We start from the raw sequence: 21982 nt of genomic DNA on the forward strand, positions 1-21982 counted from the left end.
ACCCAATACAATCAAGGAGAACTACCATGACGACCTATGCAATCATCGGCTCTGGTGCGATCGGCTCTGCACTTGCTGAACGTTTTTATGCCGCGAGCGTGGATGCCGTTATCGCCAACACCCGCGGTCCGGCATCGCTTCGGACAATCAGCGACAAGTTTGGCGCCAAAGTGAAAGCGGTCGAGCTTGATCAGGCTCTTCAGTCGGACGTCCTCATCCTGGCCGTGCCTTACGACGCCGTGCCGGAAGTCGCCAGCAGAAAGGCAGCCTGGGTTGGCCACACCATAGTCGATGCGACAAATGCTATCGACTTTCCTGCTTTCAAACCACGTGACCTGGGTGGCCGGCTGTCTTCGGAAATCGTCTCCGATCTCTTCCCAGGCGCTCAGCTCGTGAAGGCGTTCAACACCCTCCCGGCCGCCGTTCTGGCTGCTGATCCGGTGAAAGCGAGTGGAAAGCGCGTTCTCTTCCTATCAGGTAACTTTCCAGAGGCCAGCAAGAAGGTCGCAGACCTGATCGCTCTTTTGGGCTTTGCGCCGTCCGACCTTGGTAGTTTCAAAGCCTCCGGTTCAGTTCAGCATTTCGGGCAGGCACTGGTCGCGCTCAACCTGCTGAAGGACTGAAATCGTTCCACAGAGAGCGAACACGGGGAAAGCAACATTGGATCTCTGGCGCCGCAATCGATCGATAAAATCGAACATAACAGACAGAATTATGCAGCTTTTATCGAATGATGAAAAAACACATGTTGCCTCATCGAATTCAACCATCCTAATGGAGCAAAGCGAATGACCAAGGTCCTCGTCCTCTACTACTCGTCCTACGGCCACATCGAGACAATGGCAGGCTCGATCGCAGAAGGCGCAAGAAGCGCCGGCGCGGAGGTAACAATCAAGCGTGTCCCGGAAACAGTCCCGCTCGACATCGCCGAAAAGGCTCACTTCAAGATCAACCAGGACGCACCGATCGCGACGGTAGCGGAGCTGGCGGATTATGACGCGATCATCGTCGGTACCGGCACACGCTTCGGCCGGATGTCGTCGCAGATGGCGGCCTTCCTCGACCAGGCCGGTGGCCTTTGGGCACGGGGTGCTCTCAACGGCAAGGTGGGCGCAGCATTTGCATCGACGGGCACTCAGCACGGCGGACAGGAAACCACCCTGTTCTCGATCATCACCAACCTCATGCACTTTGGCATGATCATTGTCGGCCTGCCCTATAGCCACCAGGGCCAGATGAGCAGTGAAGAAATTGTTGGTGGCGCTCCTTATGGGGCAACGACAGTTGCCGGTGGCGACGGGTCGCGCCAGCCTTCGCAGATCGATCTCGCCGGTGCCTTCCATCAGGGCGAGATCGTCGCCCGCACTGCAGCTGCTCTCGTCGCTGCCCGCAACTAAACCCGCCTAACTCACTCTTAAAACTCAGCTCCAACCAGACCAGCCGATTGCGATCGGCTGGCAAGGAGAGGTCATGTCCTCGCTTTTCTCAAACAAGGTCGTCGCGGTCACCGGTGCAGGCTCCGGGATCGGTCGGGCGATAGCACTTGGGCTCGCGCGCCACGGCGCGACAGTGCATCTGGCTGATCGCGATACCGACGGGCTCACCCAAACGGCAGATCTCATCCGCGCCGAAGATGGCCGTGCGATCATAACCGAACTGGACGTCGCGAGCGAACTTCAGGTCGTCGGATGGATCGAACAGATCGACGCTGCATCCGGTCGGCTCGACGCGGCCTTCAACAATGCCGGGATAACCGGCCCTGCAAAGCGGATTGAAGATTACCCATTGGAAGACTTTCAGCGGGTCATCGCCGTCAATCTGCAGAGCGTCTTTCTCGGGATGAAATACCAGATCCCTCTGATCACGCGTAGTGGTGGTGGCTCAATCGTGAACACGGCTTCCGTCGCCGCTTTGACGGGACCGGGAGGCATGAGTGCCTACGCTGCTTCCAAGCACGGCGTGCACGGGCTGACCCGGGTTGTCGCAATGGAGAATGCAGCGCACGGCATCCGCGTCAACGCGATCGCGCCCGGCTGGACGGAAACGCCCATGGTCGCGGCAAACAGCCGGCAGAACCCGGCTTTTGCGGCACTCGCTCAAAATGCCATTCCCGCCAAACGCGGCGGCAGGCCGGAGGAAATCGCGGCCGCGGCAATCTGGCTTGCCTCCGACGCCGCCTCCTATGTCACCGGACACATGCTGACCGTCGACGGCGGCATGACAATCGGTGGTTTTGAACTCTGACACCGAACCTTGAAAGGAAAATCCCATGTCAGACCAAGCTGAAGCATTGAAAGCAGTCGTCCGCCGCAACACACTCGAAGTGCAATCTGGCGGCAACTTCGAAGTTTTTGACGAGCTTTTCGCCGACGACTTTCTGGACCACACACCGCAGCCAGGCGGGACGCCAGACAAGGAAGGAGCGCGTCGCCTTTACCACGCGCTGCGGGAAGCCTTCCCGGACTTCCACGCCGAAATTCACTGGCAAGCGGTCGATGGCGACATCGTGACGACTTTCAAGACCTATCACGGCACGCATCAGGGCGTCGTCCTTGGGATCGCGCCAACAGGCCGCCGGATTAAGTTCGAAACTGTCGACGCCATGCGCATTCGCAACGGCAAAATCACCGAACACTGGGGTGTCGCCAACCTCTATTATCTTTTGCAGCAATTAGACGCCCTGCCCTCCTCGGCCCCCAAAGTGCCGGAACATTAAGGATCACCACAATGAGCATCAGTAACATTCTCGACGGCAAGGTCGTCGTCGTAACCGGCGCATCGAGCGGCATTGGGCGTGCGATCGCCATCCGGGCTGCCGAACATGGCGCCAAAGCAGTTATCGTTTCGGACGTCGTGGAAGCACCGCGCGAAGGCGGGGAACCGACTGCCGCCGAGATCCGCAAGCTGGGGGCGCAATCCGTTTTCGTGAAAGCAGACGTCAGCCGCAAGGCTGACAACGACGCCCTGGTTGCGGCGGCAGAAGAATACGGCGGCGTCGATGTCATGGTCGCAAATGCAGGCATTACGCTGAAGACAGACGGGGCTGAGGTTCCGGAAGACGATTACCGCCGCCTGATGTCTGTCAATCTCGATGGCCCGCTGTTTGGCGCGCAGGCAGCTGCGCGCCAGATGAAAGCGCTCAACAAGCAGGGAAGCATTGTCCTCATGGCAAGCATGGGCGGGATCTCTGGCGCCGGCATCACTGTCGCCTACTCGACCAGCAAGGGCGGCGTTGTGCTGATGGCCAAATCATTGGCCGACGCTCTTGGCCCCGACGGTATCCGCGTCAATGCAGTCGCACCCGGCACCATAGACACGGAGCTTCTTCGCACGAGCCCCGGTATCACCCAGGCCTCCGAGGGCTTTCGCCAGAGGACGCCGCTTCGCCGGCTTGGCAAACCGGCGGAAGTCGGAGATGCTGTGGCTTTCCTTGGCTCGGACCTGTCGAGCTATGTGTCGGGCACCGCGCTCCTGGTGGATGGAGGGTTGCTCTCCGTTATCTGATTTCTCGACCCTCCAGTCGGACCCGCGCCCTCAAAAGCGCGGGTTTTTCTTTGTCTTCATCATTCGATTTTATCGACGATAATCTGCGATATTATCCAGCTTTTTCGTTTGAACGGATGATGGCAATTTCTCCTCACGACGCAGCCACGGTGGCTACGCCCCAAACTTAAGGAGAACGTCCATGTCTTATTCCGATGCAATCGCTCACCGCGTTGAAACGCTTTCCCAGTCGGCCCTCATCAACGGCGTCACGCCTCTCACCGCCCGTGTCCTGTTGGCGGCAATCTTCCTTCTGTCCGGTATCAGCAAGATCTCTGATCCGGCTGGGACGATCGGCTATATCAATATGGTTGGCCTGCCCTTCCCGCCGCTGTCCTACGGCGCAGCCGTCGCGACTGAACTCCTGGGCAGCATTGCCCTGATCCTCGGCTTCCAGACCCGCATCGTCGCCCTGATCCTTGCCCTGTTCAGCGTTGCGACGGCACTGACGTTCCACAACAATCTCAGCGACCTGAACCAGTTCATCCACTTCTTCAAGAACATCGCAATGGCCGGCGGTCTGCTGCAGGTCGTGGCGTTCGGCGCGGGTCGTTACAGCCTCGACGCCCGCCGGTAAGCGAAGCACACGATCAAAGGAAAAGCCCGGACCATTGTCCGGGCTTCTCGTGTTTTTACTTTCCCCATTCCGGGCCACCATCCGTGCAGGTCTGCCCCCCATCGACCGGCAGGACAATTCCGGTGATCCAGGCAGCTTCATCACTGGCAAGAAAAGCAACCGCCGAGGCAATCTCTTCAGGTTGGCCTGCCCGTCGCAACGGGATCCGGTCCCACGCCTTATCGAGAAGCGCGTCGTCATCCATGATAGCATCCACCATTCCCGTGACAGTAAGCCCGGGTGCCACTGTGTTTGCTCTGACACCGAACTTGCCGAGGTCACAGGCTGCTGAGCGGGTCAAATTCGCAACCCCACCCTTTGCAGCGTTATAGGCTGCATGGCTCCAGCCGCCACCAAGGGATGAAACGGAGCCGATGTTGACGATCGAACCCCTGGTCTCCTTGAGATGCGGAACCGCGGCTCGGCTCATGTAAAAGACGCCGGAAAGGTCCGAGGCAATGCATTCGTCCCAATCCTGATCGCTCGTCTCCTCGATGGTGCCGACAAGATTCATGCCCGCAGCATTGACGACAGTGTCGATGCGGCCAAACCGTTCAACCGTGGCAGCGACAAGCGCGTCGCAGTCCGGCCGGGAGGAAACATTTGCGACAAAGATGCCACTGCGGTCGGCCGGCATTTTCGAGGCAGCTTCCGACAACCGCTTCTCGGTTCTCCCGGAGATCATCACGGACGCTCCTTCCTCAAGAAGCCGGTTGGCAATGGCGGCGCCGATACCGGAACCCCCGCCCGTTACGATTGCTACTTTTCCATCAAATCGCTTTGACATGACACACTCCTTCATTCTCCGTGGCGAAGGCCGCGGCAGTGTTGGTTTCGTGTTTGGGTCTGACTGGATTGGTTCAGTTTGTCGGGAAGTCGGCGGAACGAGACAAAGCTTCCTAGGCGAGGACGGTTGCCTTGAGATCGTCAGCCTTCTTCAGGGCTGCGTCCACGGCATCATTGCCGAGCGGAAGATGGTGCGGAGGCTGCTGCGCCAGCACGGCTTCCCGGATCGCCTTCGCCGCGCGCGCGGGGTCACCGGCCTGCTTTCCGACCGATGCGTGGTAAGCACGACGCGCCTCGCCCGCTGTCGCGCCGTAATCATCAATGGACGCGGAGACCTCGTTCGACGAGCCTGCCCATTCCGTCCGGAACGCGCTTGGCTCGACGGTCATGACGTTGATCCCGAGCGGGGCGACTTCTTTTCGGAGCGTATCCGACAGGCCTTCCACGGCAAATTTGGTGGCGCAGTAGTAGCCGACGCCCGTGTAGCCGACCAGGCCGCCGATTGATGTCAGATTGACGATCGTACCACTGCGACGGGCTCGCATATGCGGGAGCACCGAATGGATGGTGTTGGCAGTACCGAAGAAATTGACATCAAACAGGCGGCGAGCGTCGGCTTCTGCTGTTTCCTCAATAGCGCCAAAGAAACCGATCCCGGCGTTGTTGATCAGGACGTCGATCTGGCCGAAGTGCGCTTCTGCAGCGTCAACAACCTTTTGGCACTGATCCCGATCGATGACGTCGAGCGGGAGGATCAGGGCATCGCCCTTCTGCTCAAGATCCGCGATTTTGTCAGTCTTGCGAGCCGTCACCACGACCTTTTCACCGGCTTCCAGCAGGTGTTCTGCGATGTAGCGACCGAATCCTGTAGAGCATCCGGTTACGAGCCAGACTCTAGGGTTTTGCGTGCTCATTTCATATACTCCTTTCTGTTTCAGGCCTGCGGGGACCGTTGCTGGTAGCCGCAGATTTCCACGTCTTCGACACAAAGCTCCGGGACCTTCGCCATGAAGGCTTCGACGTAAGGCGTGCTCATATGCAGTTTGAAGTCGGAGGTGTGCCGCCAGTCTTCGAGCACCATCCATACGTCGGGAACGTCAGTGGACTGGTGGATCTCGTAGCGGAGGCAGCCTTCCTCGTTTCGGGACGGAGCGACGAGCTGAAGCAGTTCGTCACCCAGATCTCCTGAGCGGCCCGGCTTTGCGGTGAAGTAGGCCACATTTGTAAGATCAGCCATTTCAGGTCTCCTCTCAGGTTGGGGCAACACCCGCATAGTGACGGCGTGCCTGGAAAAGATCTGCCGCGCTTTTGCGGGAGCTGTCGTGATCTTGCTGATTTCAGACGCCGTTGATCGCGATGATGCGCGATGCGGCCGCAGCCTGCCGCTGAGCGGCCAAGGGCGCGTATTCGGGGGATGCGAAGAGCTCACGGATCGCTTGCCTGTCCGGGAACTCGATGATAAGCATGTTGGTGGCGGTCCAGCCCTCCAGCTCCAGTGGTGTTTCATCGATTGCGATGAGCTTGCCGCCGGCTTTGGCGACGAGCGGCAATGCCTTTGACCTGTAATCTTCGATAGACTTCATGTCGTGGATGTCGAGATCGACGATAAGATAAGCAGACATAGGTCTTTTCCTTTCCTGTTGAGTTTGTAGCTTCTGGGGCTCATGGCGCTGTCAGGGGAGATGGCGCCATTTGACCATGCGGTCTTTGAGGTCGAGCGTGCCGCCGTCGACGGTGAACGTGCCGTCGCCGCGGTGATGCATCATTCGACGCTCTTTTCGGGTCTCGTTGATCCAGATCCTCGTCGCTTCAAGGATGAAGAGGTTGTAGGGATCCGAAAGCCTGGTATCGACGACCCGACATTCAATATTGACCAGGCAGTCGGACAAGAGCGGTGCTGCCACGTCCTTGGCAGGTCGCGTCTTGAGGCCGTACCTCTGGAATTTGTTCACCCGATCGCCCGAACAATTCCCGACGTCGACAACCGTTTCGGCGAGATCCAGACCGGGGACTGCGATGACACATTCTCCGGTTTTTCGGAGAGCCTGATAGCTGTGATCCCACGGCCCGATGACACAACCGATCAGCGGCGGGTCATGCTGGATCATCATATGGAAGCCCATTGTCATCACATTGGGCTTGCCGTTATCGCTCGTGGAGACCATGACGATCGGGCCAGGTTCCAGAACGCGATAAGCTTGAGATGCGGGTAATTCCTTCATGACAATCTCCCTTGAGAGGTCCCTGCATCGAGGCAGGGACCCTTCAGGGTCGGTCTGTTACCAACCCTGTTCTACTGGCAGGACGAACAGCTCGGCGACGTCCACATGAGCCGGGGCCTGGGCGGCGAAGACGATGGTGTCGCCGATATCCTCGCCCTGGAGGAAGGTCATCTGGCTCGCCAGCTCGTCCATCTGCTTGCGGTAGCCCGGATCGGTGATGTGGTCGTAGAGCTCGGTGGCAACGGCGCCCGGCTGGATGCAGGTCACGCGGATGCCGTGTTTCTGGCCGACTTCCATACGCAGGCCATCAGAGAAAGCCGTTACCGCATGTTTTGTCGCGCAGTAGACCGAAAGACCCTTGAAGACCTTGCGACCAGCGATTGAGGACATGTTGAAGACATGGCCCGAATGCTGCTTGATCATCTGGGGCAAAACGGCGGCCGTCGTGTTGAGCAGGCCCTTCACGTTCACGTCCACCATCCGCTGCCACTCGTCGACCTTGAACTGGTCGATATCGGAGAGCGGCATCAGGCCGGCATTGTTGACCAGGATGTCAATCGAGCCGTAGGCGTCGATAAGCTTTTTGACACCCGCGTCGACCGAAGCCGAATCGACGACGTCCATTTCGATCACAAGAGCTTCGCCACCCTTGGCTTCGATCTGCTTCTTCAGATCCCCGAGCTTGTCGGTACGGCGGGCTGCGATACCGACCTTTGCGCCGGCTTCAGCAAGTTTGACGGCGGTAGCAGCGCCGATGCCGCTCGATGCGCCGGTGACCAGTGCGATCTTTCCGTTGAGGTTGGTCATTGTTCTTACTCCTTGTCCTGGAGCCCACCACCGCGGTGGGCGTTTCGGTTTGACAAGAAGGAATTTAGGCCGGTCATCGGCGCCCTTCTCACGGGCTCTTGCTCGACCTGTCGCGATCTTGCTCGAAAACGCGAGAGGTCAAATTCAGCCCCTAAGACGGAAGGGCCCAGTTTCGCGAGGACAAGCCGGGCCAGCCGGAAGTCATCGCTGACTGCGACGGGTCCACACGTCTATAGCTGGAACTGCGGATGGGAACGTGCCAACTGGAGCTGTCCGGGAGCGGACACGCTCTCTCACGCCAGGGCTTGATAGGAAGCATCAAGCGTGTAAAGCATTTGCGCGCCCTCTACGCCCTTTAATGCGAACCTGCCTACGCACGCGAGACGTTGGCGATTAGGCCCCTCTATACCCTCTGCGAAATTCGACGAAGCCAGCAAGTTTACATCAAGCGACCGACACATTGAAACGATGCGGCTTACCTCGTTCACGGCGGGACCTATCACAGTGAAATCGAGCCGGTCCTCGCTCCCGATGTTCCCGTAGAAGACATCACCGACATGTAGCCCGAGACAGACTTCCGTTATGGAACGGGCTTCCAATGTCCTCCTGGTATTAAGGGATTTTAGCCTCAGGCGAAGGAGGTTTTCGGCTTGCAAAGCGGCTTCACAGGCATCGACCTGTCGATCCGCTCTGAAAATTGCAAGGACGCCATCCCCCATTAGTTTTAGAACCGTGCCTCCGGCCTCATGGACTGCCGAGATCACCGCATCGCTGTAATCATTCAGGAGAGGGATGATCTCTTCAGGCGCTACTGTTGCGGAAATTTTTGTATAATTTGCGAGGTCCGAGAACCACAGGGCTGCGGATATGCGTTCGGATGCGCCCCGGTTGATTTTGCCTTCGAATACTTTTCGTGCAGCATCGCGCCCAAGATAGACTTCGGCAATTGTCCTTGCGATCCGCGCAAGCGCGGCGCTTTTAATCGCCAGTGCCAGAACTGGCAAAAGTTTGCGAAGGTTCTGAAGATGGACATCAGAAAAACCACCGGGGTCCCGGGTCACGAAGTGAGAGAAGAAGCAATCCATCTCCCCAATGGTCCCCTGCTTCTCAAACCGATGGATGAAAGCCACAAAGTCCGTGTGGCCAGAGGTACGCATATCGTCCAGCGTCGCAAAGTCGGCCGGATCGCCCAGTCCGATACGACGTCGGATCTCGGACTCTTTCCCGGCCCACAGGTGATAAAAAGCTGAGCGTTTCCAGTTTTCCAGCGCGTCTCCGGAACTGCTGGGACCATACGCGAATTCTGTCTCCACCAACTGCTGACTATCCCATCGAAAGGCGCGCCCCTCGTGAACCGGGTGAAGCGTGTCAATGAGCGCAAGACTGCGGTCAAGTGGTAGACCGGCGTCGCGACATGCTGCACAAAAGCCACCTAGCAAAATCGACTCGCTTGCTCCCCGAAGTCCCTGCTGCGCTACCCAGGCGGAAATCCTCTCAATGTCTTCGTTAATCATGTCTCTGGAACTTCCGCGCAACGTTGTCAGTGACTTACTGTGCGGGCCGGGCTTTCCGAAAACAAGCACTTTAGTATCTGGCTCTACCGAACGACCCGGGCCCATACCGAAGCCGTGGCACATCGTCTTTCGCATTTGCGGAAACGATCACTCGCACCTTTACGGGCGCTGTCGGTATCTTCTTTGATCGCAACAGGTCGTAAATTCAGCCTCGCCGATAGTGGCTCGGCGGCAGACCGGTTTCGCGACGGAAGACCTGGGCGAAATGGCTAGGGCTCGAATACCCGACAGACATGCCGATCTCGATGATGCTCGTATCGGTCTCCTGCAGGAGAAGCTGCGCGCGGACTATCCGCTGACGGATAAAGTAGCGTGAAGGCGAGAGACCCGTTGCCTTTTTGAACAGGCGACTGAAGTGGAATTCGCTCATGCCCACCGTTTCAGCAAGCTGGGCAAGATTGAACGGCTCTGCCAGATTTTGCTCGAGGTGAGCGACAGCACGGCGTAGCTTGAGGCCGGGAAGTGCGTTCTGACGATCATCGGAAGCTTCACTGGCGGCATAATTTCGGATGAGATGCACGGCTAGTGTCTGGGCAAGGCCCTGAATAAACAGCTGACTCCCCTTCCCTTCAGACCTTAGCTCCTGGTGAATCAGTGAAAGGAGGTGCGACAGTTGCGTGTCCTTACCCCCGGAAATGTCGCGCAGCGCAGGAGGAGCGGCGCAGCCCAGCACGTCGTAGGCGACGCGCTCGAAAAGGGAAACCGAGAGATAAAGATGCATGACCTGGAAGGGCGCTCCTCCGATTGCGCGCCAGCGCATTTCGTAAGGGGTGGGGGAGCGGGTCAGAAAGAAATCACCGACGGTGACGTTGTTTGCTACCCATTCTCCGTCGAGGTCACGCTCCTCAACCACCGCCTCGCCTGACATCACCCAGACGATCAGTGGTTCGGCGACAGCAGGAACGAGAAAGGGCTCCTGCTTGTTGAGACGGGAATAGACCTTAACGAACATGTCATTCCAGGCCGGGCTATCACCACTGATAAGCGTGCGACCAGCTATGTACCGTTCAAGACCGAGCGGGGACGTCCGCTCGGGCATTTCAGTCATCTCATCCAGTTCAGGCACGAGGGCCGATGGGTAAATAGGTTGTCCGGTAACGGCCGGGATCGGGGGCAGAGTGTTTTCTTGGACTGGTTCGATGTTTGCCAATGCGGACCCTCTCTATAAACGAGCAAAGCTGCGTGGATTGCCTCAGGCGTCAATAAAACATGTCTCGGTTCACATCTCCGCCCATAACCATCACCAATGATGCAATGCAGCATCTGGTTTCGTCCGATAGGAAAATAAAGCCAGTTTCTTCTGCCTCTCTGAGGCAGATGAAATCCGGGTCCACCGCACACGTAAGGACTTCCAGGCTGGTCTTACTATACGACAGGCTTACGGAAGCGTCGTTTTCAAGGAGCGAATGCAAAGTAGCGTTCTTTCCCGGCAGTGCTCGAATGAACGTGACCCCTGCACCGCTGAACATGATCCACACCATCGTTGGTTTGTTTGCGAAGACCACAGAGGTGTTTTTGTCTGTCTTCCGGCAAAGCCAGATTCTCGTGCTCCTCTTCGATATTGCTTATTGTCATAGCTTTCTTTTCGATCTGGTTTTCATGGTCACGAAGCATCGCATCTAGCGAAAGAATTGAACCACGCCGGCAATAGATACACCGGCGTGGTTCTGGCTACTGCTTGCGATAAAGAACCATTCCCGCGTGGTACAGCACGTCATCGACAAAATCGCCGTCGGCGGTAAAGCCGGTATCGTCCCAGTACTCGATGTGGCTTCCCGACACCTCGTATCGTCCCTGATATGCACTTTCGTGTCGGCCACGCGCCTCGTCGTAGCGGCCATTCGGGAGCAACTGGTGCCGGATGCGGCCGTCTGCGGTCTCCCACATGCCGACATAAGGATGTGAGGGCGTTTGGGTCGTCATTGTGCCACCTCCGGGTTGCCCAGGAAAGATTGAATGGTCTCGGGCTCGACAACCCAGGCGTAGTTCAGTTCATGGCGGATTTTCCATTTGCCCGCAGTACATTCCCAGCCCAGCTGCGAGCGGCCATCGAAAGCGATCACTTTGCCGTCAAGGCGATTGATACGGCCAACGAAGCCAAGTGTCGTCGAGGCAACTGTGTCGCCGACGATCGCGTCGTGGCCTCCAGTCAGTCCGTGGCGCACTGATCGAGCAGCGTTCTGCAACGCCTCCCAGTTGGCGCCGTAGCGAGCAGAGTTATCAAAGAGCTGTGTGCTACCAGGCGCAAAATTGTCGTAGAAAACACCCTTGGTATTTTCGAGGTCGTAATACTTGTTCAGCTTTTCTGCGAACACGAACTTGCCATCGCCTTCCTGACGCTCCCAACCTTTCATGATCCAGTCGGCATGGAGTGCGAGGGGAGCCTCGGCGCCGTCCCGCGGGCACGCGCCAGCCTGTGCAGCGACAGGACCTGCGCAGACCCCTAGAGCGAATGCTGCTGCGAGTCTGATCTTTATGTACGTCATTGGAATATCTCCTTCGAAATCGTTGTTATTGCCTGCCGTGCTGTGCGCGATGCGACTGTCGGCCACGGACAGAAGGTAGACAAATTCGATTGTCGCTTGTATTCCCTTTCCACTAACGACATTGGTTAGCCGGACGCGACAATGACAATCGACCTTAATCTTGTGCCAGTGTTTCTGGCTGTCGCCGAAGAGGGCAACTTCAGGGCCGCGGCTGACCGACTAGGGGTTACTCGCTCGGCCGTAAGCCAAGGCATCCGCCGGCTCGAGGATATCTGTGGAATCGCGCTCGTGAACCGCACGACCCGTAGCGTGCGACTCACCGAAGCCGGCAACCGCTTCCGCGAGGTGCTGTCGCAACCAATGGCCGAGATCAAATCTGCGTTCGAGAATGTAGCGGGTGACGCCAGACCGAGCGGTTTGCTGCGGATTGCGGTTACATCGATTGCAGAACAGTTCTTGTCTGGCCCACTGATCGCGTCCTTCGCCGAGACCCATCCGGGCATCACTATCGACGTCACTGTGACAGACGATGTCTTTGACATCGTGGCTGCCGGCTTCGATGCGGGGGTTCGGCTGGGTGAGGTGATCGAGCAGGATATGGTCGCGGTTCCACTGACCAAAGAAGAGAGAGAAGTGGTCGTCGCGACGCCGCGATATTTCGAATTGCACGGAACGCCTCGTCACCCTCGGGACCTGGTAAGGCATCGCTGTATCGGTTGGCGTCCGTCTCCCAGTGCTGCGCCGTACCAGTGGGAGTTCGAGGAGAATGGAGTTCCTATCGACGTAGCCGTTGAGCCGCAAGTCACCACAAACGATCTGCATTTGATGGTACGGACCGCGCTCGCTGGAGGCGGTATCACATTTGCGCTGGAAGAGACGTTTCGTTTACATATCGATCGGGGCGAGTTGGTCACAACGTTGGACGAATATTTGCTCCCATTTCCAGGGTTCTTCCTTTACTTCCCCAACCGCCGCAATATGGCGCCCAAGCTGCGCGCACTCATTGATCACGTTCGTGCATACAAACTGGCGTCTTCCTAGCGGCAGGTGGACGAAGCTAGGTGAGTTTGTGAACCGGATCGGGCGTCTATAACGCCAGATGCAAGCGCGGCGGATCTTGCGGACTTGGCGGTCCATGACTGCCGGCGTGGGTTTTCAATGCCTCTGCTCTTGATGGGAGCGGAACCGACGACCACGTTATTTCGAAGCCAAAAGTCTGGATAGGATTTGAAGCTGAGCGCCAGGTGGAAAAGATGTTACGGCGTACTCTCTCTTTGATTTCACACACACGAAAACATGATGCATGGTAGCGCGCGGCAAACATGGCCCCGATCCACATTCGCCGCTTAGCTGCGGCCGATGTCGCCCCGTGCGCGACATCGGCAGACGCTATTTCAATCGGGCCAGTAGCTCTCTGGCGACGGCCGGGGCGGAAGCGGGGTTCTGGCCCGTAATCAGTTCCCGATCGGTCACCACATGTGCCGAGAAAGCGGCTTCGGCTTGGCTGAACTGGCCGCCTGCTTGGGTGAGCGCATCCTGCGGATAGAATTTCATCTCGCCGCCACCCAGCAGTCCCTTGGCCATTTCCTCTTCCTGGTTGCTGAAGACGGTGAACCTGTAGCCTGCATAGACCCAACCCGCCTGTGCCTTTGCCGTTCCCGCCGTTTCGAACTGGGTCACGAAACCTTCTGCGTCCGGCAGCGTGGAAAGCAGCGCGATCGGGCCATGGCATGCTAATGCGGTCGTCTTGCCATTCTCATGGAACCAGGTGAGCAGCTTACCGAGTTCTGAACTGACCAGAAGATCCTGCATGGGTGCGTGACCGCCCGGCACATAGACCGCATCGAAATGGTCGTAGCCGATCTGCTCGACCCGTGCGAGGCTGACGACCGGCGACCTGTCGCTCGATATCAGGCCCAGTTCCGACAACTGCGCCTCGCTGGCTTTCATCGCCGCTTCATCACCACCGAAATACATCTTATCGATGGATGTGGTGTCGACGGACGGTGCCATACCTTTCGGCGTGGCGAAAGTGATCTCATGGCCGGCATCGAGCAGCGCCTGCACCGGCTGCATCAGCTCATTGAGGTAGAAACCGGTCTTGAACACCTTGCCGTCCTTGAGGTCGAGGCGTTCGGAATCGGAAAGCACGATCAGGACGTTTCCGGCATGGGCGCTTAGGGTGCTGGCGCCGAGCGCAAGAGCGACGGCGAGGCTGCGCAGAAGTTTCATGGGTCTAGCTCCAAAAGTTAGAAATATGGTGGGGAAGGGAAACGCGGTTGCTTCTCAGCCAGCGACCTTGGTGAGCCGGTGCAGCGCAAAGTCGGCGAAATAGTCGCCAACGCCGCTCGCCTGAAAGCGCTGCAGGGCGGCGCCCTGCATATGGGCGCGCCATTGGGCTTCACTTTGCCAGGTTTCGACAAAGATGCGCACGCGTCCATCATCGAGCGACTGGTGCAACTCGTACCGGAGGCAGCCGTCTTCGGCCAAAGTCTCGGCGACCAGCTTTTCCTGGGCAGCGCCAAGCGCCGCCTCCTTGCCGGGCTTGGCGGTGGTGATGGCGATGATGGTCAGAGGCGTGTTTGACATGGGTAGTGCCTTTCTCAGGCGATGGTGTTGACGAGACCGCCTTCGGCACGAAGGGCTGCACCGTTCGTGGCCGATGAACGGGGGCTGGCGAGATAGGCAACGAGGTTTGCCACCTCTTCCGCCTCCACCATGCGCTGCAGGATCGAAGCCGCGCGGGCGGTGGCGAAGAATTCGGCCTCGATCTCTTTGATCGGTGCGGACGGATCGCTTGCCTGGCTGCGCAGGAAGGATTCGATGCCTTCCGAGCGGGTCGGTCCCGGAAGCACGGAATTGACCGTGACATTGGTGCCGCGGGTCAGTTGCGCCAATCCGCGCGAGATCGACAGTTGTGCCGTCTTGGTCGTTGCGTAGTGGATCATGTCTTCAGGGATGGCCACACCTGACTCGCTGGAAATGAAGATGATCCGGCCCCAGTTGCGCTCCAGCATGCCGGGAAGATAGGTGCGCGACAGACGCACGCCGCTCATGACATTGATGTCGAACAGATGGCTCCAATCGGCGTCGGTGATGTCGCCGAAGGCCTTGCTCTCGTAGATGCCGAGATTGTTGACGAGGATATCGACAGACGGTTCGGCCTTCGCGATAATCGCGGCACCCTCGGCGCTGGCGGCGTCTGCCAGAACGCCAGTGATGTCCAATCCGCCGGATGACTTGATAACAGCAATCGCGCTGTCGAGCTTGGCGCGGTCGCGTCCGGTGATCACGACGCGCGCCCCTTCTAGTGCGAGAGATCGGGCGATTTCGAGGCCGATGCCGGCGGTGGCGCCGGTTACAAGGGCGGTCTTTCCGTTCAGTTGAAGATCCATGACGTGTCTCCAGATTGTTGCCGGAAACAATTTATGATCTAAGCCTCAGAGATACTATTGCCTGCAGGAGACATGCACCTGTGAATGAGGATCATCAATGCCACGCATCCTGATGGAACGTTCCGGCGAAATGGAGGTGTTTGCCCGCGTCGTTCAGGATGGGGGTTTCTCTGCCGCCGCCCGTAATCTCGACATCACGCCATCAGCGGTCAGCAAGTTGATCGCGCGTCTGGAAACAAGGCTTGGCACACGCCTTCTGGTACGAACGACCCGCGCCCTGACACTGACAGAAGAAGGCGAAGCCTATCATCATGCAGCGCTCAGGATTCTGCAGGAACTGAATGAGGCGGACGAAGAAGCCGCAGGAGGCGCCGTCCGTGGGCGGCTGCGGATCAACACGACGATACCGTTCGGCACGATGTTCGTCGCACCGGCAATCCCCGACTTCATTGCGCGCAACCCCGATCTGATCGTCGATCTCTCCTTCACCGACGGCATTGTCGATCTGGTGGCGGAAAAGACCGACGTCGCCATCCGGATGGGCAACCTGCCGGACAGCGGGCTGATTGCCCGAAAGCTCGGGCAGAGTCGGCGCGTAGTCTGCGCTTCACCCGACTACCTCAAGCGCAGGGGTTCGCCGCAATCTCCAGCGGATCTCGGAGAACACGACTGCCTGACGTTCAATTTCCGGCGCGCACGGCCGTCATGGCCGTTTCGTGACCATGACCGTGACATCGCGCAACCAGTCAAAGGCAGCATCGTCGTCAACAACGGCGAGACGATGAAGCAGATGGTGCTGGCGGGCGCCGGCATTGCCCGGGTGGGCCTCTTTCATGTGGCGGACGAGATTGCAACAGGGCGGTTGATAGTCCTCCTCGACGACTACAACCCAGGCGACCTCGAACTGGTTCATGCCATCTATGTTGGCGGTGGTCCCCTGCCCCATCGTGTCCGCGCCTTCATCGAACATATGGTTGTCACATTGGGTGATCAGCCGTTGCTGAATGGGACGACCTGACCTGAGGATTATTGGGAAAGTGGAGTTTAGAAACGCCTCACCTTTCCTATCCGATCAGTCTCGATAGTCGGGCGCCTGCCGGTCGAGCACCCGGCGGATACTTTCCAGATGCATCCTGGCACTTTTCGGGTCCCCCTCCCGCATCTGCCGCGCCGCATCAGCCGCGACAGCAGGCAGGACCGGCAGGAGTTTGCAGCCCGAGCCCATCGTCTTCAACTGAACTTCGGCGGCCCGCTCGAGGTAGTGGAGATCGTGCCAGGCTTCGGCGATGTTGGGTGCACGGACCATGACGCCGTGGTTTTTAATAAACAGGATATCCTTGTCGCCGAGGAGGGGGCGAGCGCCGCGGGTGATGATCACCGATAAGCTTCGATCCTACGCCGCGGCGAAGCGTGGGATCATGCCCGGTGTCGAGCATCGTTCCCACAATGGGTTGAACAATCGGGCAGAGAATTCCCACCAGCCAATCCGGCGGCGAGAGCGGATCATGAAGCAATTCAAGTCACCGCGACATCTACAACGTTTCGTCTCTATCCATGACCCGATTGCCAACCTGTTTCACAACCCCGCGCCACGACATCTTAAGCCATCATCGCGAACTGCGTTCGGCGGCGATGAACCTGTGGGCGAAAATTGCCAGAGCATGGCGACGACTCAAAACGCTGGAGATCAGCGTCGGGAGACCCGGATCGCGCCAACGTCACCAGACGTCCGCTGAACCGTGGGGATCATGCTGGAATTGATATCCGCGGAAACTTCGTCTCCTTCGAGCGGAGCATCGCTGCGCGCCCTCCGCAAGGTCGGCAGTCTCACGCGTTTCGAAAACTGCTTATGGTCAAGGTGCTGTCGTCGGCCATGGGTCAATCTCCACTTCGCCAGGGTTATTAATCAAACGCTTGAACAAGCGAGGAGTTTCCCTCGGCAGATGCAGCATGCGGGTTAGGACTTGGATGCGTCGCCGGCAGCTGCTATGTTCCTGCTTTGTTTCCGCCAGTGACACCTGCCATGGATCGAACCACCGTCTCAACCGTCAGAAAAATCATCCATGTCGACATGGATGCCTTCTACGCGTCGGTCGAGCAGCGCGACAATCCGGAACTGCGTGGCAAACCCTTGGCTGTTGGCGGAGCGGCTGCACGGGGCGTTGTTGCAGCAGCAAGTTATGAGGCGCGGGAATTTGGCGTTCGCTCGGCAATGCCGTCAGTCACGGCGGCACGGAAGTGCCCCGCACTAATCTTTGTGAAGCCGAGGTTCGAAGTCTACCGTGCTGTCTCCCAGCAGATCCGCGAGATTTTTGCGGAGTACACGCCCATCATCGAACCCCTGTCGCTCGACGAAGCCTATCTCGACGTCACCGAAAACCTCAAGGGCATGTCGGTCGCCACCGACATCGCGCTGGAAATCCGTGCCAGAATAATGGCGGTCACCGGACTGAATGCTTCCGCCGGTATCTCCTACAACAAGTTCCTCGCCAAGATGGCGTCCGACCTCAACAAGCCCAACGGCCAAGCAGTCATCACGCCGAAGAACGGGCCAGCTTTCGTCGAGCAACTTGCCGTAAAGAAGTTCCATGGCGTCGGCCCGGCCACGGCGGACAAAATGCTCCGCCTGGGTATCGAGACCGGTGCGGATCTAAGGGCAAAGTCCCTAAAGTTTCTCATCGAGCATTTCGGGAAGTCTGGGCCGTACTTCTATGGCATTGCCCGAGGCATCGATGAGCGGCAGGTCCAGCCGGACCGTGTGCGGAAGTCAGTCGGCGCCGAGGACACATTTGCCGTCGATATCAGCGACCTCGACCTTGCGACAAACGAACTCCGGCCACTTGCGGAAAAAGTCTGGTCCTATTGTCAGGCAAAGGGCTTCAGCGGCAAGACGGTGACTGTGAAGATAAAGTACTCCGATTTCACCCAAGCGACGCGGAGCAGGACAACTGCCCTCCCTTATGCAGGTGTCGGCGATATTCTCGGTGCGGCCAATGCCCTGCTGGCGGGTGTCTATCCGTTCAAGCTCCCGGTCCGGCTTCTTGGTGTAACACTGTCGTCACTCACCAATGACAAGGAGGCGGCCAAAAACGAGGAACAACCGCAGCTCGGGTTGGGTTTCTGATCAGAGGAAGCTGGAGCAGATCAAGGGTCAAAGCCGCAATGTTCCCACACTGTATTCGAGTTATCGACCTGGAAACCGCTGGCAACGGGCCGAGCGATGTCTGCGAGATCGGGTGGCAGGATGTCGTTCAAGGCGAGGATGGCAGGTGGGAAGTTGCTGGGGAGCGCCGCGCGGTTCTGGTCAACTTGGAGGCCGATTTCGCCCGACACGATGGCAATACATCATATCCAGGATTGGGAGGTCACTGGCGCGCCGCTCTGGAAAGAAGCAGCGCCAAGCATCTTGCGGCCACCGCACCCGATCATCGCCCTTGCCGCCCACCGCGCCGCGTTCGAGCAACGCTATTGCACGCCGAGACTGGCCGCTGGTGCTCCATGGATCTGCACCTGGAAATGTGCATTGCGTGTCTGGCCGGAGCTGTCAAGGTTTTCGAACCATATGCTGCGTTATCGGCGAAGGCCGGAAGGTTTGATACACGAGATCGGCCTTCCCGCCCATCGGGCTATGCCTGATGCCTATGTCACCGCCCGCCATCTGCGCTATGAGCTGAATACCGCTCGCTGGATGAGCTTCTGCTCTGGAGTTCGCAGCCCGGCCTGCTACCACGGGTGCCGGCCGGTCCAGACCGGGGCAAAAGCTGGGATCGTCTCAGCACCGAGGCGCTAACTGCTTTCCTGAGCGACCGCGACGCGGATAGCTCACTCCTTACGGTTACCATTTGGACGTCGTGGTTCACACATCGGTAAAAACAATCACTAGCCGGGCTCCTTTTCGGGCCGCAACTGCGAAACTGGTCCGGCAATGCGACAGCGAAATCCCTGGGTGTCAAACTGCAGTTCAGGCGCTGTGCCAAATAACGACCCCAAAGCCGAACGAATATAGCGTGTACCGTACCCTTGGCGGCTGGGCGCGACCGCAGGCGGGCCGCCTCGTTCAACCCAATTCATGCTGAACAGGGGATCGTTACCATCGGATATCTCCCAAACCACCTCTACGTAACCCTCAGGAACAGAAAGCGCGCCATATTTGATAGCATTCGTCGTCAGCTCATGAACACAAAGAGCGATGGTCGTCCCGGCATCCCGACTCACAACAATGTCCGGACCGGAAACGGCAATTCGACTACAGCCATCACCGTTGTAGGGAGCTACGGTCGTCGCCACGATCAAAGAGAGGCCAACCTCTTCCCCGCCCGCCTCGAAGACGGCGGAATGAACGCCGGAAAGGGCCTGAAGCCGCGCGCCAAAATCACCCGCCAGTTCGTCCATGGATGCAGCGCCTCTTCGCGTCATCTGGAAAATGGAGGCGACGGTGGCAAGGATGTTCTTGACGCGATGGTTGAGTTCCAAACGCAGTTCTCTCTCCCGTTCGATTGAATCCCGGACTTGTCGCTGCCGCAATCTCACCAGAAGATTCAACTGAACGGCGTTGACCAACTCCAACGGCGCGATCGGACGCAAATGGAACAGAAGTCGGGATTTTGGCCATGCCGCCTGTAATCGGTCGCGAATGCCTTGCACCGGTGCGGCCTTCTCAAGAAGGACGATGATCGGTATCTCTGACCAATCCGGTTGAGCTTTCAAGTGATCGGAGAGCTTCGTCAAGACAGAGGGAGTGAGCGCTTCGTGCGTAACGATGATGATGTCCGGTGACGAACAAAGAAGACCTTCAAGATCATCATCGACCTTGGCCGAGACCACCCTCACCTTTTGGTCCTGCAAAAGAGCGGCAATGTAATCAGCATCTTTTCGAAACGGAGCAAGGACCAGCACCCAGTCCAGCTCATTTTCCCTTGACAGCCCGTTCATTTTGGATCGGGAAGGGGGTTGTAGGCCACCACGCTGACGTTACCGCTTTCGATAATCAGTTCCCGCACGTCCAGATCATGCGGGCCGTGGCGCTTCTTTACTACAGTAATATTCCGACGGAGGCGCCCTTCATGCTCCATGATCCGCAACAGTAGGACTGTATCGCCGAGGAAGCTCACATCCACGTCGATCCCGACATTCTGCCCGAGGAGCCCATGCTGAGCCACAATAAGCATGGTCAACACCCCGGAGCGCGCCAGGTACTTTAACAGGGACTGGATGTCGCGCACCGCTTTGTCCCGGTGTGGTAAAGAGTTGAGGTAACCGGTCAGACTGTCGATGACGACGACTTTCGACTTGTTCTGCGTCACGGCATCCTGAACGATCTGGCCGAATTCACCCGGTGAGATCTCGTTGGGATTGAAGTCGCGAAGTATCAGTCTGCCGTCCTTATGAAACTGCCTGAGTTGCATGCCGAGACCTTCAGATCGGCGAAAGAAGGTTTCCAGTCGCTCCTCGAACAGAAAGAGTGCTACGTTTTCTCCACGTTCAAGCGCCGCCGTTGCATAGAGTGATGACATCGTCGATTTTCCGGTCCCGGCCTGACCGATGACGAGGGTTGTGGTTCCGGCTTCCTGACCTCCGCCGAACATCTCGTCGAGTTCGGCTACACCGGATTTGATCAGTTGTGGCTTTCCGGTGTCCGATGCGGCGCTTGGCATAATTCGGGGGAATATCACCACGCCTTCGCCTTCCCTAATCGCCATGTCATGATAGCCGTCAGCGATCGGCACGCTGCGCATTTTGGATATCTCGACTCGGCGGCGAACGCCGCCGTACTCCTCCAGCGACTTGTCGAAGCGAATTACCCCGTGGGCCAGTCCCTCCACCTCCTCGCCGCTCCGATCAAAGTCTGACGACTGAGTGTCAAGCAGTAGCGCCACGACGTCCTGTTTAGCCAGGAAAGCCTTGAACGCGATCAACTCCCGGCGGAACCGGGGAGAATCTCCAGTTATCAATCGGATTTCAAGAAGCGAATCATAGACGAGGCGGCGCGGTTTATGTTTCTCTATCGCGGCCTCGATCGCCTTGCGTGTCTCGTCAAGCCGCAGGTCGGATGTCATGAATATGCTTTGATCATCGGCCTCGTTTACAGAGCCGGATGTTGCCAGCTCCTCAATACGAATACCGTCGAGTGTCCAGCCGTGCGAGACAGCAATCGCCTTCAGCTCGGCAGCCGTCTGCGAGAGCGTCACGTAAATGCAGCTTTCGCCGGCGGCAACACCGGCTCGCAGGAACTGAAGGGCGGCGGTGGTTTTGCCCGATCCTGGAGCGCCCTGCAAAATGTAGAGATTGGATGCTGGAAGACCACCGCGAAGAATTTCGTCAAGCCCCGCGATACCGGTCCTGACGACAGAGGGCATTTTCGGTTTTGGCATATTCACCTTCCGCTGGCCACGCGCGCTGAAATCGGAGGAAATGTCACTGCAGTCAGATCACACTTGCATCAATATTTGTCTTTCTCAAAACATCAACTCGTTCGACATTATATGCAGTTGTGAAAAATGGAGTTATTGTCAATAAAGGCACGTCAGCCTGCGCCGCCGGAAGGCCTAGAAGG

The 21982-nt window shown here is 58.0% G+C and carries 24 protein-coding genes and 2 pseudogenes; 10 read left to right on the forward strand and 16 right to left on the reverse strand.

Annotation, left to right across the window (positions count from 1 at the left end; all coding sequences use genetic code 11):
• Positions 1-26 precede the first annotated feature (26 nt).
• The 6 genes from QRN60_RS24150 (at position 27) to QRN60_RS24175 (ending at position 4120) form a co-directional block, all read left to right on the forward strand.
• Complete coding sequence (locus QRN60_RS24150) at positions 27-623, forward strand: NADPH-dependent F420 reductase (RefSeq protein ID WP_113100900.1); 597 nt, start codon at positions 27-29, stop codon at positions 621-623.
• Positions 624-788: 165 nt separating this feature from the next.
• Positions 789-1397 carry an NAD(P)H:quinone oxidoreductase gene (wrbA, locus tag QRN60_RS24155; RefSeq protein ID WP_060726570.1) on the forward strand — a complete coding sequence of 203 codons (609 nt, stop codon included), beginning with the start codon at positions 789-791 and terminating at the stop codon, positions 1395-1397.
• A gap of 73 nt (positions 1398-1470) precedes the next feature.
• Positions 1471-2244 carry an SDR family NAD(P)-dependent oxidoreductase gene (locus QRN60_RS24160; RefSeq protein ID WP_087744425.1) on the forward strand — a complete coding sequence of 258 codons (774 nt, stop codon included), beginning with the start codon at positions 1471-1473 and terminating at the stop codon, positions 2242-2244.
• Between the two features lie 25 nt (positions 2245-2269).
• On the forward strand, positions 2270-2716 hold the full coding sequence (locus QRN60_RS24165; RefSeq protein WP_112951125.1) for an ester cyclase: 447 nt from the start codon (positions 2270-2272) through the stop codon (positions 2714-2716).
• Positions 2717-2727: 11 nt separating this feature from the next.
• Complete coding sequence (locus QRN60_RS24170; RefSeq protein WP_060726567.1) at positions 2728-3504, forward strand: SDR family oxidoreductase; 777 nt, start codon at positions 2728-2730, stop codon at positions 3502-3504.
• Positions 3505-3685: 181 nt separating this feature from the next.
• Positions 3686-4120 (forward strand): DoxX family protein, encoded by a 435-nt coding sequence (locus tag QRN60_RS24175; RefSeq protein WP_060726566.1) that lies wholly within the window; start codon positions 3686-3688, stop codon positions 4118-4120.
• Between the two features lie 55 nt (positions 4121-4175).
• Here the strand turns inward: QRN60_RS24175 and budC are convergent, their stop codons facing one another.
• The 10 genes from budC to QRN60_RS24225 all read right to left on the reverse strand — a co-directional run bounded on the left by budC (position 4176) and on the right by QRN60_RS24225 (position 12034).
• Positions 4176-4946, reverse strand: coding sequence for a meso-2,3-butanediol dehydrogenase (budC, locus tag QRN60_RS24180; RefSeq protein ID WP_112951126.1), 771 nt, complete (start codon positions 4944-4946; stop codon positions 4176-4178).
• Positions 4947-5058: 112 nt separating this feature from the next.
• Positions 5059-5859, reverse strand: a complete 801-nt coding sequence (locus QRN60_RS24185) for an oxidoreductase (protein WP_113100901.1) — start codon at positions 5857-5859, stop codon at positions 5059-5061.
• Positions 5860-5879: 20 nt separating this feature from the next.
• Entirely contained in the window at positions 5880-6182 is a 303-nt protein-coding gene (locus QRN60_RS24190; protein ID WP_080865225.1) for a putative quinol monooxygenase, read from the reverse strand.
• A gap of 100 nt (positions 6183-6282) precedes the next feature.
• Entirely contained in the window at positions 6283-6567 is a 285-nt protein-coding gene (locus QRN60_RS24195) for a DUF1330 domain-containing protein (RefSeq protein WP_080865226.1), read from the reverse strand.
• Positions 6568-6618: 51 nt separating this feature from the next.
• Positions 6619-7167, reverse strand: coding sequence for a flavin reductase family protein (locus tag QRN60_RS24200; protein WP_060726561.1), 549 nt, complete (start codon positions 7165-7167; stop codon positions 6619-6621).
• Positions 7168-7224: 57 nt separating this feature from the next.
• Positions 7225-7974, reverse strand: a complete 750-nt coding sequence (locus QRN60_RS24205; RefSeq protein WP_080865228.1) for an SDR family oxidoreductase — start codon at positions 7972-7974, stop codon at positions 7225-7227.
• A gap of 293 nt (positions 7975-8267) precedes the next feature.
• On the reverse strand, positions 8268-9488 hold the full coding sequence (locus QRN60_RS24210) for an adenylate/guanylate cyclase domain-containing protein (RefSeq protein WP_080865229.1): 1221 nt from the start codon (positions 9486-9488) through the stop codon (positions 8268-8270).
• A gap of 205 nt (positions 9489-9693) precedes the next feature.
• Positions 9694-10698: a helix-turn-helix domain-containing protein gene (locus tag QRN60_RS24215; protein ID WP_060726558.1), complete on the reverse strand. Its 1005-nt coding sequence runs from the start codon at positions 10696-10698 to the stop codon at positions 9694-9696.
• 521 nt (positions 10699-11219) lie between these two features.
• Positions 11220-11471 (reverse strand): Atu4866 domain-containing protein, encoded by a 252-nt coding sequence (locus QRN60_RS24220; protein WP_060726556.1) that lies wholly within the window; start codon positions 11469-11471, stop codon positions 11220-11222.
• Positions 11468-12034 (reverse strand): hypothetical protein, encoded by a 567-nt coding sequence (locus QRN60_RS24225; RefSeq protein ID WP_080865230.1) that lies wholly within the window; start codon positions 12032-12034, stop codon positions 11468-11470. Before QRN60_RS24225 ends, QRN60_RS24220 begins: the two co-directional genes overlap by 4 nt.
• A gap of 141 nt (positions 12035-12175) precedes the next feature.
• Between QRN60_RS24225 and QRN60_RS24230 the strand changes: the two genes are divergently transcribed.
• Complete coding sequence (locus tag QRN60_RS24230; protein ID WP_113100903.1) at positions 12176-13075, forward strand: LysR family transcriptional regulator; 900 nt, start codon at positions 12176-12178, stop codon at positions 13073-13075.
• A gap of 348 nt (positions 13076-13423) precedes the next feature.
• Here QRN60_RS24230 and QRN60_RS24235 read toward each other — a convergent pair whose 3' ends face one another.
• From QRN60_RS24235 to QRN60_RS24245, 3 genes are read right to left on the reverse strand one after another with little or no spacing between them, the layout of a single operon-like run.
• Positions 13424-14266 carry a type 1 glutamine amidotransferase domain-containing protein gene (locus tag QRN60_RS24235; protein ID WP_060726553.1) on the reverse strand — a complete coding sequence of 281 codons (843 nt, stop codon included), beginning with the start codon at positions 14264-14266 and terminating at the stop codon, positions 13424-13426.
• Positions 14267-14320: 54 nt separating this feature from the next.
• Positions 14321-14623, reverse strand: coding sequence for a putative quinol monooxygenase (locus tag QRN60_RS24240; protein ID WP_060726552.1), 303 nt, complete (start codon positions 14621-14623; stop codon positions 14321-14323).
• 14 nt (positions 14624-14637) lie between these two features.
• Positions 14638-15429 (reverse strand): SDR family NAD(P)-dependent oxidoreductase, encoded by a 792-nt coding sequence (locus QRN60_RS24245; RefSeq protein WP_077998839.1) that lies wholly within the window; start codon positions 15427-15429, stop codon positions 14638-14640.
• Positions 15430-15526: 97 nt separating this feature from the next.
• Between QRN60_RS24245 and QRN60_RS24250 the strand changes: the two genes are divergently transcribed.
• Positions 15527-16447 (forward strand): LysR family transcriptional regulator, encoded by a 921-nt coding sequence (locus QRN60_RS24250; protein ID WP_060726550.1) that lies wholly within the window; start codon positions 15527-15529, stop codon positions 16445-16447.
• Between the two features lie 54 nt (positions 16448-16501).
• Here the strand turns inward: QRN60_RS24250 and QRN60_RS24255 are convergent.
• A pseudogene (locus QRN60_RS24255) lies at positions 16502-16780 on the reverse strand (class II aldolase/adducin family protein); the annotation flags it as partial.
• Between the two features lies 1 nt (position 16781).
• Between QRN60_RS24255 and QRN60_RS26620 the strand changes: the two are divergent.
• Positions 16782-17021 (forward strand): annotated as a pseudogene (locus QRN60_RS26620) (DDE-type integrase/transposase/recombinase); the annotation flags it as partial.
• 431 nt (positions 17022-17452) lie between these two features.
• Entirely contained in the window at positions 17453-18553 is a 1101-nt protein-coding gene (dinB, locus tag QRN60_RS24265) for a DNA polymerase IV (RefSeq protein ID WP_111792096.1), read from the forward strand.
• Between the two features lie 755 nt (positions 18554-19308).
• Here the strand turns inward: dinB and QRN60_RS24270 are convergent.
• Positions 19309-20361 (reverse strand): sensor histidine kinase, encoded by a 1053-nt coding sequence (locus QRN60_RS24270; protein WP_060726548.1) that lies wholly within the window; start codon positions 20359-20361, stop codon positions 19309-19311.
• Entirely contained in the window at positions 20358-21800 is a 1443-nt protein-coding gene (locus QRN60_RS24275) for a DUF7125 family protein (RefSeq protein ID WP_129566537.1), read from the reverse strand. Before QRN60_RS24275 ends, QRN60_RS24270 begins: the two co-directional genes overlap by 4 nt.
• Positions 21801-21982: the final 182 nt, after the last annotated feature.

It is taken from the genome of Agrobacterium sp. CFBP2214 (assembly GCF_030209895.1).
GTDB classification, from domain to species: domain Bacteria; phylum Pseudomonadota; class Alphaproteobacteria; order Rhizobiales; family Rhizobiaceae; genus Agrobacterium; species Agrobacterium radiobacter.

Coding starts and splice junctions, on each gene's coding strand:
- QRN60_RS24150 (WP_113100900.1), top strand. CDS start 27: ATGACGACCTATGCAATCATCGGCTCTGGTGCGATCGGCTCTGCACTT.
- wrbA (WP_060726570.1), top strand. CDS start 789: ATGACCAAGGTCCTCGTCCTCTACTACTCGTCCTACGGCCACATCGAG.
- QRN60_RS24160 (WP_087744425.1), top strand. CDS start 1,471: ATGTCCTCGCTTTTCTCAAACAAGGTCGTCGCGGTCACCGGTGCAGGC.
- QRN60_RS24165 (WP_112951125.1), top strand. CDS start 2,270: ATGTCAGACCAAGCTGAAGCATTGAAAGCAGTCGTCCGCCGCAACACA.
- QRN60_RS24170 (WP_060726567.1), top strand. CDS start 2,728: ATGAGCATCAGTAACATTCTCGACGGCAAGGTCGTCGTCGTAACCGGC.
- QRN60_RS24175 (WP_060726566.1), top strand. CDS start 3,686: ATGTCTTATTCCGATGCAATCGCTCACCGCGTTGAAACGCTTTCCCAG.
- budC (WP_112951126.1), bottom strand. CDS start 4,946: ATGTCAAAGCGATTTGATGGAAAAGTAGCAATCGTAACGGGCGGGGGT.
- QRN60_RS24185 (WP_113100901.1), bottom strand. CDS start 5,859: ATGAGCACGCAAAACCCTAGAGTCTGGCTCGTAACCGGATGCTCTACA.
- QRN60_RS24190 (WP_080865225.1), bottom strand. CDS start 6,182: ATGGCTGATCTTACAAATGTGGCCTACTTCACCGCAAAGCCGGGCCGC.
- QRN60_RS24195 (WP_080865226.1), bottom strand. CDS start 6,567: ATGTCTGCTTATCTTATCGTCGATCTCGACATCCACGACATGAAGTCT.
- QRN60_RS24200 (WP_060726561.1), bottom strand. CDS start 7,167: ATGAAGGAATTACCCGCATCTCAAGCTTATCGCGTTCTGGAACCTGGC.
- QRN60_RS24205 (WP_080865228.1), bottom strand. CDS start 7,974: ATGACCAACCTCAACGGAAAGATCGCACTGGTCACCGGCGCATCGAGC.
- QRN60_RS24210 (WP_080865229.1), bottom strand. CDS start 9,488: ATGATTAACGAAGACATTGAGAGGATTTCCGCCTGGGTAGCGCAGCAG.
- QRN60_RS24220 (WP_060726556.1), bottom strand. CDS start 11,471: ATGACGACCCAAACGCCCTCACATCCTTATGTCGGCATGTGGGAGACC.
- QRN60_RS24225 (WP_080865230.1), bottom strand. CDS start 12,034: ATGACGTACATAAAGATCAGACTCGCAGCAGCATTCGCTCTAGGGGTC.
- QRN60_RS24230 (WP_113100903.1), top strand. CDS start 12,176: ATGACAATCGACCTTAATCTTGTGCCAGTGTTTCTGGCTGTCGCCGAA.
- QRN60_RS24235 (WP_060726553.1), bottom strand. CDS start 14,266: ATGAAACTTCTGCGCAGCCTCGCCGTCGCTCTTGCGCTCGGCGCCAGC.
- QRN60_RS24240 (WP_060726552.1), bottom strand. CDS start 14,623: ATGTCAAACACGCCTCTGACCATCATCGCCATCACCACCGCCAAGCCC.
- QRN60_RS24245 (WP_077998839.1), bottom strand. CDS start 15,429: ATGGATCTTCAACTGAACGGAAAGACCGCCCTTGTAACCGGCGCCACC.
- QRN60_RS24250 (WP_060726550.1), top strand. CDS start 15,527: ATGCCACGCATCCTGATGGAACGTTCCGGCGAAATGGAGGTGTTTGCC.
- dinB (WP_111792096.1), top strand. CDS start 17,453: ATGGATCGAACCACCGTCTCAACCGTCAGAAAAATCATCCATGTCGAC.
- QRN60_RS24270 (WP_060726548.1), bottom strand. CDS start 20,361: ATGAACGGGCTGTCAAGGGAAAATGAGCTGGACTGGGTGCTGGTCCTT.
- QRN60_RS24275 (WP_129566537.1), bottom strand. CDS start 21,800: ATGCCAAAACCGAAAATGCCCTCTGTCGTCAGGACCGGTATCGCGGGG.